Annotated in this window: 15 protein-coding genes; all 15 read left to right on the top strand. The window is 57.5% G+C overall.

From position 1 onward, the window contains the following. Window positions 1–2 precede the first annotated feature (2 nt). The 15 genes from QPM17_RS17395 to glmU all read left to right on the top strand — a co-directional run bounded on the left by QPM17_RS17395 (window position 3) and on the right by glmU (window position 16,709). On the top strand, window positions 3–3,152 hold the full coding sequence (locus QPM17_RS17395) for an efflux RND transporter permease subunit (protein ID WP_285392301.1): 3,150 nt from the start codon (window positions 3–5) through the stop codon (window positions 3,150–3,152). A gap of 411 nt (window positions 3,153–3,563) precedes the next feature. Continuing rightward, window positions 3,564–5,450, top strand: coding sequence for a tRNA uridine-5-carboxymethylaminomethyl(34) synthesis enzyme MnmG (gene mnmG, locus QPM17_RS17390; RefSeq protein ID WP_285392299.1), 1,887 nt, complete (start codon window positions 3,564–3,566; stop codon window positions 5,448–5,450). A gap of 8 nt (window positions 5,451–5,458) precedes the next feature. Beyond that, window positions 5,459–6,121: a 16S rRNA (guanine(527)-N(7))-methyltransferase RsmG gene (gene rsmG, locus QPM17_RS17385; RefSeq protein ID WP_285392297.1), complete on the top strand. Its 663-nt coding sequence runs from the start codon at window positions 5,459–5,461 to the stop codon at window positions 6,119–6,121. A 2-nt stretch (window positions 6,122–6,123) separates the two neighbouring features. Beyond that, entirely contained in the window at window positions 6,124–6,918 is a 795-nt protein-coding gene (locus QPM17_RS17380; RefSeq protein WP_285392295.1) for a ParA family protein, read from the top strand. Between the two features lie 51 nt (window positions 6,919–6,969). Next, a complete protein-coding gene (locus QPM17_RS17375) occupies window positions 6,970–7,842 on the top strand; it encodes a ParB/RepB/Spo0J family partition protein (protein ID WP_285392293.1) in 873 nt (290 codons plus the stop codon). Between the two features lie 239 nt (window positions 7,843–8,081). After that, window positions 8,082–8,498, top strand: coding sequence for an ATP synthase subunit I (locus tag QPM17_RS17370; protein WP_285392292.1), 417 nt, complete (start codon window positions 8,082–8,084; stop codon window positions 8,496–8,498). Window positions 8,499–8,513: 15 nt separating this feature from the next. Then, on the top strand, window positions 8,514–9,368 hold the full coding sequence (gene atpB / locus QPM17_RS17365) for a F0F1 ATP synthase subunit A (protein ID WP_285392291.1): 855 nt from the start codon (window positions 8,514–8,516) through the stop codon (window positions 9,366–9,368). A 48-nt stretch (window positions 9,369–9,416) separates the two neighbouring features. Next, window positions 9,417–9,644 carry a F0F1 ATP synthase subunit C gene (gene atpE, locus QPM17_RS17360; protein WP_027830230.1) on the top strand — a complete coding sequence of 76 codons (228 nt, stop codon included), beginning with the start codon at window positions 9,417–9,419 and terminating at the stop codon, window positions 9,642–9,644. 97 nt (window positions 9,645–9,741) lie between these two features. Then, window positions 9,742–10,212 (top strand): F0F1 ATP synthase subunit B, encoded by a 471-nt coding sequence (locus QPM17_RS17355; protein ID WP_150991184.1) that lies wholly within the window; start codon window positions 9,742–9,744, stop codon window positions 10,210–10,212. Window positions 10,213–10,224: 12 nt separating this feature from the next. Continuing rightward, window positions 10,225–10,761, top strand: a complete 537-nt coding sequence (locus QPM17_RS17350; RefSeq protein WP_285392288.1) for a F0F1 ATP synthase subunit delta — start codon at window positions 10,225–10,227, stop codon at window positions 10,759–10,761. A gap of 28 nt (window positions 10,762–10,789) precedes the next feature. Beyond that, on the top strand, window positions 10,790–12,334 hold the full coding sequence (gene atpA, locus QPM17_RS17345; RefSeq protein WP_285392286.1) for a F0F1 ATP synthase subunit alpha: 1,545 nt from the start codon (window positions 10,790–10,792) through the stop codon (window positions 12,332–12,334). A 66-nt stretch (window positions 12,335–12,400) separates the two neighbouring features. Then, on the top strand, window positions 12,401–13,261 hold the full coding sequence (gene atpG, locus QPM17_RS17340; RefSeq protein ID WP_285392284.1) for a F0F1 ATP synthase subunit gamma: 861 nt from the start codon (window positions 12,401–12,403) through the stop codon (window positions 13,259–13,261). Window positions 13,262–13,316: 55 nt separating this feature from the next. Further along, window positions 13,317–14,714 (top strand): F0F1 ATP synthase subunit beta, encoded by a 1,398-nt coding sequence (atpD, locus tag QPM17_RS17335; protein WP_285392282.1) that lies wholly within the window; start codon window positions 13,317–13,319, stop codon window positions 14,712–14,714. A gap of 36 nt (window positions 14,715–14,750) precedes the next feature. After that, a complete protein-coding gene (locus tag QPM17_RS17330; RefSeq protein ID WP_285392280.1) occupies window positions 14,751–15,173 on the top strand; it encodes a F0F1 ATP synthase subunit epsilon in 423 nt (140 codons plus the stop codon). A gap of 168 nt (window positions 15,174–15,341) precedes the next feature. Beyond that, window positions 15,342–16,709 (top strand): bifunctional UDP-N-acetylglucosamine diphosphorylase/glucosamine-1-phosphate N-acetyltransferase GlmU, encoded by a 1,368-nt coding sequence (gene glmU / locus QPM17_RS17325; protein ID WP_285392278.1) that lies wholly within the window; start codon window positions 15,342–15,344, stop codon window positions 16,707–16,709. The last annotated feature ends 43 nt before the right edge of the window (window positions 16,710–16,752 follow it).

The raw sequence follows: 16,752 nt of genomic DNA, 5'->3' as shown, positions 1-16,752 counted from the left end.
CCATGATCCTTTCGGACATTTCCATCAAGCGGCCGGTTTTCGCTACCGTCATCAGTCTTTTGATCCTGGTATTTGGTCTGGCGGCCCTCCGTGGCCTGCCCGTGCGTGAGTACCCGGATATTGATCCCCCAGTGGTCTCCATTTCCACCGATTACACCGGCGCCGCGGCCGAGGTGGTGGATACCCAGATCACCCAGGTTATCGAAGGCGCCATCAGTGGCATTGAAGGTATCCGTTCCATCGAGTCCAGCACCGAACAGGGCGAATCCCGCACCTCCATCGAATTCAATACCTCCCGCAATGTGGATATTGCCGCTAACGATGTCCGCGATGCGGTCGCCCGTGTTGCCAATAACCTGCCCCAGGAAGCCGACCCACCGGTGGTGCGCAAGGCGGATTCCGATGCCCGCCCGATGATGTGGATTACCCTCCGTAGTGATGTCTGGGACAGCGCCGAACTCAGCGATTTCGCCGACCGGGTACTGGCTGACCGTCTGTCCGTGCTTGATGGCGTGGCCGATGTGCGCATCGGCGGTGAGCGCCGTTATGCGATCCGGGTGTGGCTGGATCGGGAACGGCTGGCGGCACGGGATATTACCGTCTCCGAGGTGGAGCAGGCCCTGCGATCCAACAATGTGGAATTGCCGGCCGGTTCGGTCGAGTCGTCCACCCGCGACTTCACGGTGCGCGCCAAGGGACGTCTGTCGGAGGTGGAGGAATTCCGCAATCTGGTGATCCGCCGTGATGGCAACGACCTGTTGCGTCTGGGCGAGGTTGCCAATGTGCAGATGGGCGTGGAGTCCGACACCAGCCGCCTGCGGGCCAACGGTCAGACAGCCATTGGTATGGGTATTATCCGCCAGTCCAAGTCCAATACCGTGGCGGTGTCTGACCTGGTAAGGGCGGAGCTGGACAGAATCCGTGAAACGCTTCCTCCGGAAGTCACCATCGCCGAAAGCTACGACGAATCCATTTTCATCAGGGCCTCGATCAAGGAAGTGATCGTCACTCTGGCCATTGCCGTGTCGCTGGTTATTCTCGTCATCTTCATGTTTCTGCGCTCCTGGCGGGCAACGCTGATTCCGGCGGTGACCATACCGGTTGCTGTCATAGGTGCATTCATCGGTCTTGGAGCACTCGGGTTTTCAATTAACGTACTGACGCTGCTGGCGGTGATTCTGGCCATCGGCCTGGTGGTGGACGATGCCATCGTGATGCTGGAGAACATCCAGCGCCGCATCGACGATGGTGAACCGCCTCTGCTGGCGGCCTATCGTGGGGCCAGGCAGGTGGCATTTGCGGTTATTGCCACTACCCTGACCCTGATTGCGGTGTTCGTGCCCATCTCCTTCATGGGGGGTAACGTGGGCCGCCTGTTTGCGGAGTTCGGTTTTACCCTGGCGGCTGCAGTGGTGGTGTCCAGCCTGGTGGCATTAACCCTGGCGCCCATGCTGTGTTCCAAGTGGCTGAGACACAGTCCGGAAACGGAAGAGGGCCATCGTCTCTGGGCCGCCAGTGAGCGAGCCCTCAACGGCCTCACCAACGGTTATGCGCGCATGTTGCGTTTCTCCCTGCGCCAGCCGGGACTGTTACTGGGTCTTGGTGTGGTGGGGCTGATCATGGCAGTCGTGGTGTTCCCGCAATTGCCGCAGGAGCTCGCCCCCACCGAGGACCGTGGTGTGATCATCATGCCCACCAGCGCGCCCCGTGGCTCCACGGTGGAATATACCGACCACCATGTCCGCAAGGCGGAGGAACAGTTGCTGCCCTATCTGGAAGATGGCAGTGCCACACGGTTACTCTCCATCGTCGGGTTCCGCAACGAGGCGGACAATGCCTTCATGATCATGGGACTGGCTCCCTGGGACGAGCGGGAGATCAAGCAGCAGCAGATCACCAGTGAGCTTCGTGACAAGCTGGCAGATATTCCGGGCGTGCGATCCGTGGCGGTGAACCCACCGGGCCTCGGACAGCGTGGCTTCAATCAGCCTGTGGAATTTGTCATTGGCGGCCCGGACTATGAATCGGTACAGGCGTGGAGTGAGGAAATTGTCGAACGGGCGAAAGCAAACCCCAATCTCCTCAGCCTGGAGACCGACTTCGAGCTGACGCGCCCGGAACTGAACGTCACCATCGACCGGGAGCGGGCTGCGGATCTTGACGTTACCGTGGAAGACGTGGGTCTGACCCTGCAGACCATGCTGGCCTCAAGACAGGTAACCACCTACCTGGACCGGGGGCGGGAATACGATGTCATCGTGCAGGCGGCCGATATCGACCGGGCTACCCCCAATGATCTTGGGCGCGTGTTCCTGCGGCCTCGGCAGGGCGGCGATCTGATTCCCCTGGAAGCCCTGGTGACGATCGAAGAGGTGGGCGCCAACCCGGATCTGCGGCGTATTGATCGTCTGCCGGCGGTGGTAATCAGTGGTTCCCTGGCCGATGGCTATGATCTGGGTTCGGCATTGAGTTACCTGAACAATCTCGCTGTGGATAACCTGCCCCCCGAGGCCCGGGTCAGTTTCAAGGGCCTGAGCCGGGAGTTCCAGGAGTCCTCAGCGGCTATCTATGTGACCTTCGGACTGGCGTTCGTGATCGTTTTCCTGGTGCTGGCGGCGCAGTTTGAGAGCTGGATCCACCCGATGATCATCATGCTGTCGGTGCCGCTGGCGGTTACCGGTGCACTCTATGCGCTCTATTTCTCCGGCATCACTCTGAACATCTACAGCCAGATCGGCATCATTATGCTGCTCGGGCTGATGGCCAAGAACGGGATATTGATCGTCGAGTTCGCCAACCAGTTACGGGACAGGGGCTACGAAGTCCGAGAGGCCATTCTGGAGGGCGCGATCCTGCGCTTCCGACCGGTATTGATGACGACTATCTCCACGGTCTTTGGTGCGATACCGCTGGTGCTGGCAACCGGTGCCGGCGCTGAAAGCCGGGCTTCCATCGGCATCGTAATCCTTGGCGGGCTGATCTTTGCCACCACCCTGACCCTGTTCATCATTCCCGTGCTGTACAACCTGCTGGCGAGATTTGCCAAATCCAGCAATGCGGTCAGCCTGGAATTGGAGAGGCTGGCCGCCGGGTCTGGCGGCGGCCGGGGTATGGCCACGGCGCCACAATCAAAAGAAATGGATAAGTTCTGAGGGTCCCTGCCTGAGGCACTCAGATTGTGGATAAATAATGGGATAACCTTCGGATAAGCTCTGATTAAAATTACGATAATTATTTAAAAACAGAGTCTTAACTGGCATTTAAGGCCTTCCGAACGGACTCTGTGAATGTGGATAACTTTCTTGAAAAGTTTTCTGAGAAGGTGTCTACAACACGCTGAAATTTTTCGGATTTCGGTTATCCACTATCTGTGAAACTCGCCGTGGAACGTCCGATATTGCGGTCATGACGCTTCGGGGGTTTCCCAGACCACACCGTCTGGTTAAAATTTGCACATTCTGACTGCAATTTACCGGGTGAGGCGTTATACTCCCCGCCCTGATTTTCAGGCTGTTTTTCAATACCCAGAATTTTTCTGATACCCCGTTTGCCGAGGTGATGTTGTGGATTATCCGAGCCGTTTCGATGTGATTGTCATTGGTGGTGGCCATGCCGGCACTGAAGCCGCGCTGGCGGCTGCGCGCATGGGTTCCCGGACCCTGCTGCTGACCCACAATATTGAAACCCTGGGCCAGATGTCCTGTAACCCGGCCATTGGCGGTATTGGCAAGAGCCACTTGGTGAAGGAAATCGATGCCCTGGGTGGTGCCATGGCGATGGCCACTGATAAAGCGGGTATTCAGTTCCGGGTACTCAATTCCCGTAAGGGACCGGCTGTTCGCGCCACCCGCGCCCAGGCGGACCGGGTACTGTACAAGGCCGCCATTCGCGAAATCCTTGAAAACCAGCCCAACCTGACCCTGTTCCAGCAGGCCGCCGACGATCTGATCGTTGAGGGCGAGCGCATCACCGGGGTGGTGACCCAGTCCGGCATCCGTTTCCGCGCGCCGACAGTGGTGCTGACGACCGGCACCTTCCTGGGTGGTGTTATCCACATCGGCATGCAGCAACACTCAGGTGGCCGGGCCGGCGACGCCCCCGCCAACGCCCTTGCACAGCGCCTTCGGGAGTTGCCATTCAACGTCGGCCGTCTGAAGACCGGTACCCCACCCCGCATCGATGCCCGCAGTGTGGATTTTTCCGTGATGCAGGAGCAATGGGGTGACGATCCGGCGCCGGTGATGTCTTTTCTCGGTTCCCGCGACCAGCACCCGGAGCAGGTGTGTTGCTACGTAACCCGTACGACTGAGCAGACCCACGACATCATCCGCAGCGGCTTTGACCGGTCTCCCATGTTTGCCGGCAACATAGAAGGCATCGGGCCCCGTTACTGCCCGTCCATCGAGGACAAGGTCAGCCGCTTTGCGGACAAGGACTCGCACCAGATTTTCGTGGAGCCGGAAGGCCTGACCACCAACGAGCTGTATCCCAACGGCATTTCCACCAGTCTGCCGTTTGATATTCAGCTGGCGGCCGTGCGCACCATTCCAGGCTTCGAACACGCCCACATTACCCGGCCCGGCTACGCCATCGAGTACGATTTCCTGAACCCCCAGGACCTGCGCCACACCCTGGAAACCAAGTTTATCCAGGGCCTGTATTTTGCCGGCCAGATCAACGGCACTACCGGCTACGAAGAAGCCGGCGCCCAGGGGCTGCTGGCGGGTATCAACGCGGCATTGCGAGCCCAGGAGAAAGACGAGTGGTATCCTCGTCGCGACGAAGCCTATCTCGGCGTCCTGGTGGACGACCTCATTACCATGGGTACCTCCGAGCCGTACCGCATGTTCACCAGCCGTGCCGAATACCGGCTGATTCTGCGGGAAGACAATGCCGACCTGCGCCTGACCGAAACCGGCCACAAGCTGGGGGTCGTGGATGAGCAGCGCTGGCAGGCATTCAATACCAAGCGTGACGCTATCGCAGCAGAGCGCAACCGCCTGGAAACCACCCGTATTCATCCGGGCACGGCCGGTGGCGACGCTGCCAACAGCTTCCTGCGCCAGCCCATGAATCGTGACCAGACCCTGGCGGAACTGCTGCGGCGCCCGGAGATCAACTACAGCCATATTGCACAGATGGCAGACGGGATTGCAGACGATCCGATCGTTGCGGACCAGGTGGAGATCGAGATCAAGTACGAAGGCTACATCTCCCGCCAGACGGATGAGATTGAGCGCCTGCGCCGGAACGAGAACACCCGCCTGCCGGATGATATTGATTTTGACGCCATCGGCGGCCTGTCCAACGAGATCAGGCAGAAGCTCAAGGAAGTCCGGCCGGAAACCGTGGCCCAGGCCTCCCGAATCCAGGGCGTCACTCCAGCGGCTATTTCCCAGGTGCTGGTGCATCTGAAGAAGCGCGATCTTCTGCGCAAACAGTCCGCCTGAGCGCACCCATGAGCGACGCACTCTGGCAACGCCAGCTCGCCCAGGGTCTGGCTGACCTGAATCTGGAGCTCGATCAGGCCAGCCAGCAACAGCTACTGGCGTTTCTGGCACTGCTCAACAAATGGAATCGGGCGTATAATCTCACGGCCGTTCGGGAGCCGCGGGAGATGGTTTCGCGCCAGTTACTGGACAGCCTGAGCATCCTGCCGTTCATCACCGCTGATCATTTGCTGGATGTGGGCGCCGGTGGTGGTTTGCCGGGTATTCCCCTGGCCATTGCCTTGCCCCATAAGCGGTTTACCCTGCTGGACAGCAACAGCAAGAAAACCCGGTTCCTCACCCAGTGTGTGCTGGAGCTGGGCCTGAAAAACGTGGAGATTATCCATGGCCGGGCGGAGAGCTGCGATCCCGCAATCCAGTATCGCCAGATCAGCAGCCGGGCGTTCACGGCGCTGGAAAATATTGTCGCCTGGTGCGGGCATCTGCTCGCGGATGGTGGCGAGTTCCTTGCCATGAAAGGCCAGTTTCCGGATGATGAGGTAGCTGCCCTACCGGCGGGGTGGCAACTCAGATCCCGGCACTCATTATCGGTGCCCGGCTCCGACGGCGACCGGCATCTGCTGGTGATCGGACGGGATGCCAGCCATCAGAATTTCAGGACAGGAGGCTAGTCATGGCGCGTGTGATTGCAGTGACCAATCAGAAAGGCGGTGTGGGGAAAACCACCACCTGCGTCAACCTGGCTGCTTCGCTGGCCGCGACCAAGCGCCGTGTGCTGCTGGTGGATATGGACCCACAGGGCAATGCCACCATGGGCAGCGGCGTGGACAAGAACGCACTGGAGCGTTCCGGCTACGACATGCTGACCAAAAGGGCCACCGCCGCGGAAGTGATTTTCCGGGCGGAGGCATCCGGCTTCGACATCCTGCCGGCCAACGGTGACCTGACTGCCGCCGAAGTGGAACTGATGAACGAAATCGGTCGTGAGCACCGCCTGCGTCTGGCCCTCAATAAGGTGCGGGAAAACTACGACTACATTCTTATTGATTGCCCGCCCTCCCTCAGCCTGCTGACGGTCAATGCGCTCTCGGCGGCGGATACCGTGCTGATCCCCATGCAGTGTGAGTATTACGCACTGGAAGGTCTGGCGGCGCTGATGAACACGGTTGAGCAGATTCAGGAAACCGTGAATCCGGACCTGCAGGTGGAAGGCATCCTGCGGACCATGTACGACCCCCGTAACAGCCTGACCCTGGATGTTTCCGGCCAGCTCAGTGAGTTCTTCGGCGAGAAGGTGTACAAGGCGGTGATTCCCCGCAATGTCCGGCTGGCCGAGGCACCCAGTTACGGCATGCCGGCGCTCAAGTATGATCGGGCCTCCAAAGGTGCGATTGCTTACCTGGCCCTGGCTGGCGAAATGGTTCGCCGGCATGGTTCACAAAAGACATCCGCGGCCGTTGCCGTGTAAACTACCTCTCCTTTGCACACAGATTTTTCATCGGGAAGAATGACAAACACCATGGCGGCGAAGAAACGAGGACTGGGTGAGCGCGGACTGGGCGCTTTGTTGCAGGGCTCCAGGGTAAACCTGGATCAGGAGCTGAAAGACCACGACGGCGAGCTCCGGGACGTTCCGATCGACCTCATCCAGCGCGGCCGGTTCCAGCCTCGGCGGGATATGGACCCGGCAGCCCTGCAGGAACTGGCGGACTCCATTCGCCAGCAGGGCGTAATGCAACCGGTCGTGGTACGCCCGATTGCCGAAGGCCGCTTCGAGCTGATCGCCGGCGAACGCCGCTGGCGTGCCACCCAGATGGCCGAGCTGGATAGCATTCCCGCCATCATCCGCGACGTACCGGATGACGCCGCTATTGCCATGGCGCTGATAGAAAATATTCAGCGCGAGAACCTCAACCCCATCGAAGAGGCCTTTGCCCTGCAACGGTTGCAGGACGAGTTCGGCCTGACCCAGGCCCAGGTGGCGGAAGCGGTGGGCAAGTCCCGCACCACCATCACCAACCTGCTGCGACTGATCAGCCTGTCCGAAGACGTGCGGGTGATGCTGGAACACGGCGACCTGGAAATGGGCCATGGTCGCGCAATGCTGACCCTGCAACCGGAACAGCAGATGCAGGTGGCGAAACAGGTGGTGGCCAAATCCCTGTCCGTACGCCAGACTGAGGCCCTGGTTCGCCGGGTGCAGCAGGAAACTCCCGGCCGCAAGAAAGCAAAAGGAGAGCTGGACCCCAATATCCGCGCCCTGCAGGATGACCTGGCCGAACGGCTCGGGGCCCGTGTCTCCATCGACCACGGTCAGCGTGGAAAAGGCAAGCTGGTGATCGAATACACCTCGCTGGACGAGCTGGATGGTATCCTGGGCCACATCAAGTAGTGACATTGGTCGATAGTGCGAAAGTACTGACTCAGCACCAAAACACCACATGTCGTGACCTGAATCGGTTCATAGCACAACTTGTGTGATTTTGTTGGGAACTGCCGGGAAAACTGGCTATTTTTCCATCAAATTTTCCTGCTGGTTCTGTTGAACACCTACCGGTTAACACATATAATTTCGCGCGCTTGCATAAAGTCTGGACAGGGTGGCTGACAGGAAGCAGGTTTCACGTACGCATGACCATTTTTCAGGCTGGTTCCATGTCCCCGACCAGAAAGCGTATAAACCGGTTGCCGTTTCTGCAGTGGCTGGCGATCGAAACCGGGCTCATTGTCTTGTTGAGCCTTGTCTGGTTTACAGAAAGTCGTTTGGCTGGTTATTCCGCGTTTGTCGGCGGTCTTATTTATGTCATACCAAACGCGTATTTTGCTCACCGGATGTACCGGTTTGAGGGCGCGCAACACGCGCACCTGGTGGTGGGCAACATGTTCAGGGCTGAAACCGTCAAGCTGGCCCTGACTGCCGTCTTTTTTGCGGCCGTTTTCATCTTAATGGAGCCTGTACATGTGCCGGCTCTGTTATTCACTTTTGCTGTGATGGTTGCGTTGGGCCCGCTTCTGCGTTGGTTCATCCGGCCACAACCACAGCGATGACTGGACGAGAGCAGTATGGCAGCTGATACCCCAGTAGAGTATATAAAGCACCACCTAACGAACCTGACCTATGGCAAGTTGCCTGAAGGTTATGAGCGGGCGGATGGCACAGTTGTGGAGGAAGCCACCTGGACCATGGCGCGCACCGGACAGGAAGCCGCGGATATGGGCTTCATGGCGATTCACGTCGATACCATGGGCTGGTCCATCGCGATGGGTCTGCTTTTCCTTGGGCTGTTCCGGTTCGTGGCGAAAAGGGCTACGACGGATACTCCCTCAGGCGTGCAGAACTTCGTTGAAATGACGGTTGAATTTGTGCAGGGCATCGTGCGCGATGTCTTTCACGGTAGAAACCCGCTTATTGCACCGCTGGCTCTGACTCTGTTCGTCTGGATTTTCCTGATGAACACCCTGAAGCTGATTCCGGTGGATTACATACCTTCTATTGCCCATGCCATGGGGCTGGAATACTTCAAGATCGTGCCCACAACCGATCCCAACGGCACCTTCGGCATCGCCATTGGCGTGTTCCTGCTGATTCTTTTCTACAGCTTCAAGGTCAAAGGCGCGGGCGGTTTTGCCAAAGAGCTGTCGTTCACACCGTTCAATCACTGGTCACTGGTCCCCTTCAACCTGATACTTGAGGTACTGGCGCTGATCATCAAGCCCATCAGCCTTGCACTGCGTCTGTTTGGCAACATGTATGCTGGTGAAGTCATATTCATCCTGATTGCACTGTTACCGTTCTGGATTCAATGGACCCTGAACGTACCCTGGGCCATCTTCCACCTTCTGGTAATTACGTTGCAGGCCTTTATCTTTACAACGCTGGCTGTGGTTTACCTCAGCGCCGCGCACGAAGATCACTGATACCCGAAAATAAACCCTTAACTATCTGAGAAAACTGAGGAGTCTTCAATGGAAATGGTATTTATTGCAGCAGCACTGATCATCGGACTGGGCGCCCTGGGCGCTGGTATTGGTTTCGGTCTGCTCGGTGGCAAACTGCTCGAGTCCACTGCTCGTCAGCCGGAGCTCGGCAACCAGCTGCAAACCAAGGCCTTCATCATGGCCGGTCTGCTTGACGCCGTTCCCATGATCGGTGTTGGTATCGCGATGTACCTAATCTTCGTTGTAGCTGGTTAATCAGCCGAAAGAGTTGTCGGGCGCTGTGCTGTTACGTTAAGGCCGCGCCCCACTCTACGGACACCGGGACGCAACGAATAGCAAGAGGTACACTGCCGTGAATATAAACCTTACGTTAATAGGGCAAACGATTGCCTTCGCTATTTTCGTCTGGTTCTGCGTCAAATATGTATGGCCTCCGATTACCGAGGCCATGAGTGCGCGCCAGAAGAAAATTGCCGACGGCCTCTCTGCCGCAGATCGGGCTTCCCTTGATCTGGAACTTGCGCAGGAAAAAGCCTCCAAGGAACTGCAGAAAGCGAAAGAAGAGTCTGCAGCCCTGATCGACCAGGCTAACAAGCGTGCCGCCCAGATCGTTGAGGCCTCCAAGGATGACGCTCGCAAAGAAGGCGAGAAGATCATCGAGCAGGCCCGGGCGGAAATTCAACAGGAGCGTGTTCAGGCTCGCGATGCACTCAGGGCAGAAGTGGCAGCCATTGCCATTGCCGGTGCCGAGAAGATCCTGGAAACCTCTGTAGACGCCAAAGCTCACAGCGAGATGCTGGACAAGCTGGCCGCAGAACTCTAAGCGAGGGTCACCATGGCAGAACTGACTACGTTAGCCCGACCCTACGCGAAAGCCGTTTTTGATGCTGCGAAGGACCATGACGCTGTTGATCATTGGGATCAGGCTCTGGCTTTTGCCGCTCAGGTTGCGGCCAACGAACAGGTGAAGGTCATCCTGGCCAAACCGGGCCTGGCTGAGCAACGCAAGGCACAGCTTCTCGCTGACTGTTTTGAAGAGCAGCTTCCCGAGTCGCTCAGCAACTTCCTGTCAATTCTTGCTGAAAACAATCGTCTTGCCCTGCTGCCAGCCATATCTGAGCTGTTCAGCCTCTACCGAGCTGATCTTGAGCGCACGGTGAAGATGCAGGTGAGCACAGCGTTCGAAATGACAGCCGAGCAGCAGCAGAAATTGATCGACGCCCTGTCCAGGAAACTGGAGCGCAAGGTCGAACTTGAATCCTCGGTTGATCAGTCTCTGATCGGCGGGGTGGTTATACGCACGGGCGACCTGGTTATTGACGCTTCGGTTCGTGGCAAGTTGGCAAGAATGGCCAACGCCGTGGGCTCCTGATTTCAGCACAAGGTTTGAGGACAAAGGCATGCAGCAACTGAATCCATCCGAGATCAGTGACATCATCAAGAAGAGAATCGAGAAACTCGATATCTCTTCAGAAGCAAAAAACGAAGGTACCATCCTCTCCGTTTCCGACGGCATCGTTCGGATTCACGGTCTGGCCGATGTTATGTACGGCGAGATGATTGAATTCGCCAACGGCATTTACGGTATGGCACTGAACCTGGAGCGTGACTCCGTTGGTGCTGTGGTACTGGGCGACTACGAAGACCTGGCCGAAGGTCAGAAGGTTCGTTGTACCGGCCGCATCCTGGAAGTGCCGGTTGGTCCGGAACTGCTGGGCCGCGTTGTTGACGGTCTGGGTAACCCGATCGACGGCAAGGGTGAGCTGGGCAATACCCTCACCTCACCGGTCGAGAAAGTGGCTCCCGGCGTTATCGCCCGTCAATCCGTTGATGAGCCGGTTCAGACTGGTCTTAAAGCGATTGACACCATGGTGCCGATCGGCCGTGGCCAGCGTGAGCTGATCATCGGTGACCGTCAGATTGGTAAGACGGCAGTCGCCATCGACGCGATCATCAACCAGAAGAATACCGGCATCAAGTGTATCTACGTTGCCATTGGCCAGAAGCAGTCTTCCATCGCGGGCGTTGTCCGCAAGCTGGAAGAGCATGGCGCCATGGACCACACCATTGTGGTCGCTGCCGGCGCTGCCGATCCTGCTGCGATGCAGTTCCTGGCTCCGTATTCCGGTACCTCCATGGGTGAGTACTTCCGTGACCGCGGCGAAGACGCGCTGATCATCTATGATGATCTGTCCAAGCAGGCTGTGGCCTACCGCCAGATCTCCCTGCTGCTGCGCCGTCCGCCGGGCCGTGAAGCTTATCCGGGTGACGTATTCTACCTGCACTCCCGCCTGCTGGAGCGTGCCTCCCGGATTAACGCCGACGAGGTTGAAAAGCTCACCAACGGTGAAGTGAAGGGCAAGACCGGTTCATTGACCGCGTTGCCGATCATTGAAACCCAGGCCGGAGACGTTTCTGCGTTCGTACCGACCAACGTGATCTCCATTACCGACGGTCAGATCTTCCTGGAAACCAACCTGTTCAACTCCGGTATCCGTCCGGCGATGAACGCCGGTATCTCCGTATCCCGGGTTGGTGGCTCCGCCCAGACCAAGATCATGAAGAAGCTCGGCGGTAACATCCGTCTGGCCCTCGCCCAGTACCGTGAACTGGCGGCATTCGCCCAGTTCGCATCGGACCTGGACGAAGCCACCCGGAACCAGCTGGAGCACGGTCAGCGCGTTACCGAGCTGATGAAACAGAACCAGTACAGCCCCATGACCGTTGCGGAAATGGGTACCGTGCTGTTCGCAGCTAACGAAGGCTTCCTGGATGATGTCGAAGTTAACAACGTCGTTAAATTCGAAGCGCAACTGCTCGACTGGATGCGTGCCGAACAGAAAGACGTGCTCGACAAGATCGGTGAAGAAGGCAAGTACGATGACGATGTTGCCGCCAGCCTGAAAGCTGCTCTGGAGAAATTCAAGACCACTCAAAGCTGGTAAGCCCGAGGCCCGCTACGGCGGGCCCGTTGGTCCACATGAGTGTCTAACTTGAAAAGGCAGTGACTTATGGCCGTCGGAAAAGAAATACGTAATCAGATCGGAAGCATCAAGAGCACGCAGAAGATCACCAGCGCCATGGAAATGGTGGCTGCGAGTAAAATGCGTAAGGCTCAGGAACGCATGAAGGCCACGCGGCCCTATGCGGAAAAGATGCGCCAGGCAATCGGACATATTGCCAAATCCAACAAGGATTACGTGCACCCCTTCATGAAGGAGCGTGACGTCAAGCGTGTCGGTTACATCGTGGTGTCCTCGGACCGGGGCCTCTGTGGTGGTCTGAATACCAACGCGTTCAAGCTGCTCGTTCGTGAAATGCGTGCATGGAAAGAAAAAGGTGTAGAGACTGATATCTGCGCCATCGGGCAAAAAGGTGCGTCATTCTTCCGCAGTTACGGCGGAAACGTGGTCGCGGCGCTGACTCATATCGGTGACAGCCCGAGTGCGGAGAAGCTGATCGGTAACGTCAAGGTCATGCTGGATTCGTTCGAGGAAGGCAAGATTGATCGCCTTTATGTGATCTATAACGAGTTCGTGAACACCATGACCCAGAAGCCTATCGCAGAGCAGCTTCTGCCCTTGCCGGAAGGCACTGATGAGGACATCGGTCACCAGTGGGATTACATCTACGAACCGGATTCACGCCCTATTCTGGACGGGTTGCTACCACGTTATATCGAATCCCAGGTGTATCAGGGAGTGGTAGAGAATCTGGCCTGCGAACAGGCTGCGCGGATGATCGCCATGAAGAGCGCGACAGATAACGCTGGCGAAATCATCAACGAGCTGCAGCTGGCTTACAACAAGGCCCGTCAGGCAGCCATTACGCAAGAAATTTCGGAGATTGTGAGCGGCGCGGCTTCGGTCTGATCCGACGCACAATCCTACTGGTTTTATTGACTATCAAGATAACGAGGAACCGAGCATGAGTAGCGGACATATCGTTCAGATCATAGGCGCGGTTATCGACGTGGAATTTCCACGTGACTCCGTTCCGGGCGTTTACGACGCACTGCTGCTTGAAGGTGGTGAGACAACTCTGGAAGTCCAGCAGCAGCTGGGCGACGGCATTGTACGTACCATCGCAATGGGCAGCACCGAAGGCCTCAAGCGTGGCCTGAGAGCAGACAATACCGGCAAGCCGATTTCGGTACCCGTGGGCACCCAGACTCTGGGTCGCATCATGGATGTTCTGGGTCGTCCCATCGACGAGCAGGGCGAAATTGGTGAAGAAGAGCAATGGGCGATTCACCGTAAGGCACCCAGCTATGCGGATCAGGCAGCCTCTGCCGACCTGCTGGAAACCGGCATCAAGGTTATCGACCTGATCTGCCCGTTCGCCAAGGGTGGTAAGGTTGGCCTGTTCGGTGGCGCGGGTGTTGGTAAGACCGTTAACATGATGGAACTTATCAACAACATCGCCAAAGAGCACGCCGGTCTGTCGGTATTCGCTGGTGTAGGTGAGCGTACCCGTGAGGGTAACGACTTCTACTACGAGATGAAGGATTCCAACGTACTGGACAAGGTTGCCATGGTTTACGGGCAGATGAACGAGCCTCCCGGAAACCGTCTGCGTGTGGCACTGACCGGCCTGACCATGGCCGAGAAGTTCCGTGACGAAGGCCGTGACGTACTGTTGTTCGTTGACAACATCTACCGTTATACCCTCGCCGGTACCGAGGTATCCGCACTGCTGGGCCGTATGCCTTCCGCGGTAGGTTATCAGCCCACACTGGCCCAGGAAATGGGTGAGCTGCAGGAGCGTATTACCTCCACCAAGACCGGTTCCATCACGTCCATCCAGGCGGTCTATGTACCGGCGGACGACCTGACTGACCCGTCTCCGGCGACTACCTTCTCGCACCTTGACGCTACCGTGGTACTGAGCCGTGACATCGCTTCCAAGGGTATCTACCCGGCGATCGACCCGCTCGACTCCACCTCTCGCCAGCTGGATCCGCTGGTCATTGGTGAGCAGCACTATGACGTAGCCCGTGGCGTACAGAACGTGCTTCAGCGCTACAAGGAGCTGAAAGACATCATCGCCATCCTGGGTATGGACGAGCTGTCGGAAGAAGACAAGTTGACCGTATCCCGTGCCCGTAAGATCGAGCGTTTCCTGTCTCAGCCGTTCCACGTTGCTGAAGTATTTACCGGTTCTCCGGGTAAGTATGTGTCTCTGAAAGAGACCATCGCGAGCTTTGAAGGTATTCTGAACGGTGAGTACGACGATATGCCCGAGCAGGCTTTCTATATGTGCGGCGGCATTGAAGAAGTGATCGAGAAGGCGAAGGCAATGAAAGAGAAGGAAAGTAAGAAGTAAGACTTCCTTCACTTTCGGACCCAAGAGGCATTAGAAATGGCTATGACCGTACATTGTGACGTCGTAAGTGCCGAGGAAAAAATTTACTCCGGGCTGGTAGAGATGCTGATCGCTACCGGCACCGAGGGTGAATTGGGTATCCAGCTGGGCCATGCTCCGCTGCTGACCGAGCTCAAACCCGGTTCAGTACGGATCATCAAGCAGGACGGGAATGAGGAAATTCTGTACGTTTCAGGTGGCTACCTGGAAGTACAGCCCAACCTCGTTACCCTGATGGCTGATACGGCTATCCGCGCCAAGGATGTGGATGAAGCGGCGGCACTGGAAGCCCAGAAAGAAGCTGAAAAGGCACTGGCAAACAAGACAGGCGAGTTTGAATACTCCCGTGCCGCAGCCGAGCTGGCAGAAGCTGCCGCCCAGCTGCGCACTATTCAGAAACTGCGCAAAAACGTTCGCTAGAGTCCGGGTGTTCCCGGAATCTGCCTACGGCCAGTTGATCGCCTGACAAGAGCCGCATCCTGAAACGGATGACCCACCGGAACCTTTCCGGAGTGTCATTTGCCAGGGACGCGGCTTTTTTTGTTCAATACATCCAAATCAGCCACCAGCCCGGAGCGTGGTACACCTATGACATCCCTGCACGTTGTAATTCTGGCCGCCGGCCAGGGCTCCCGCATGAAATCCGCCCTGCCGAAGGTGCTTCACCGCATTGCTGGTAAGCCCATGCTTCACCATGTCATGGCGACAGCCCGTAAACTCGGGGCCGAAGGCATCCACGGGGTGATTGGCCACGGTGCTGATGAAGTGAAGGCCATTACTCCGGACCAGGATGTGCAATGGGCACTGCAGGAACAGCAACTGGGCACCGGCCACGCGGTAGCTCAGGCATTACCGGCGCTGCCCGACGATGCCCGGGTGCTGATTCTCTATGGCGATGTGCCACTGACGCGGCCGGAAACCCTTGAGGCGCTCGTTGCCCAGGTTGGTGAGGATTCACTGGGGCTGCTTACGGTAACGCTGGCCAATCCGGACGGCTATGGCCGCATTCTCCGTGACGAGGCCGGCAAGGTAGTGGCGATTGTGGAACAGAAGGACGCATCGGATGCCCAGAAGGCCATTACCGAAGTGAACACCGGCATCCTCGCCGTTTCGGCCCGTCACCTCAAGGACTGGCTGCCTCAGCTGTCCAACAGTAACGCCCAGGGCGAGTACTATCTCACCGATATTATTGCCATGGCTGCCGACAAAGGCGTGGCCATTTCGGTGGCGCAGCCGACCAATGAATATGAGGTCCAGGGTGTGAATAACCGGCTGCAACTGGCGGAACTTGAGCGATGGTACCAGCGTCAGGAGGCAAACCGCCTGATGACCGAGGGCGCTACCCTGGCTGACCCTGCCCGTCTGGATGTGCGTGGCAATCTGTCAGTGGGTCAGGATGTGCTAATTGACGTCAATGTGGTCTTTGAAGGCGAGGTCTCGCTCGGCAACAACGTTAGCATTGGCCCCAATTGCGTTATCCGCGACGCGACAATTGGCCAGGGAACTCGTATTGAGGCGAATTCTGTTATTGATGGGGCCAGTATTGGCTGCTCTGCGCAGATAGGCCCTTTCGCACGGCTGCGGCCTGGCACAAAGCTGGCTGACAGCACCAAGGTCGGCAACTTTGTGGAAACAAAGAAGGCCGAGGTGGGCGAGGGCAGCAAGATCAATCACCTCAGCTATGTGGGTGACGCCCTGCTTGGACGTAATGTGAATGTGGGTGCAGGAACCATTACGTGCAATTATGATGGGGTGAACAAGTTCCGGACGGTCATCGGAGACGGCGTCTTTGTAGGCTCCAATACGTCCCTGGTCGCACCGGTTTCTCTTGCGGATAATGTAACCATCGGCGCCGGTTCCACTATTACCCGAAACGTAGAGGCAGGCGAGCTTGCCGTGGCCCGCGGACGCCAGCGTAATATTGACAACTGGGAACGCCCGGTAAAAAAAGACTGACTCAAAAGCCCCGACAGGCTTCGATATATTCATAACAGGTGAC

This window comes from Marinobacter azerbaijanicus (assembly GCF_030250645.1).
Classification (GTDB): Bacteria; Pseudomonadota; Gammaproteobacteria; order Pseudomonadales; family Oleiphilaceae; genus Marinobacter; species Marinobacter azerbaijanicus.
The sequence above is the reverse complement of the archived record's forward strand: the minus strand, read 5'-3'. Positions and strand labels throughout refer to the sequence as shown.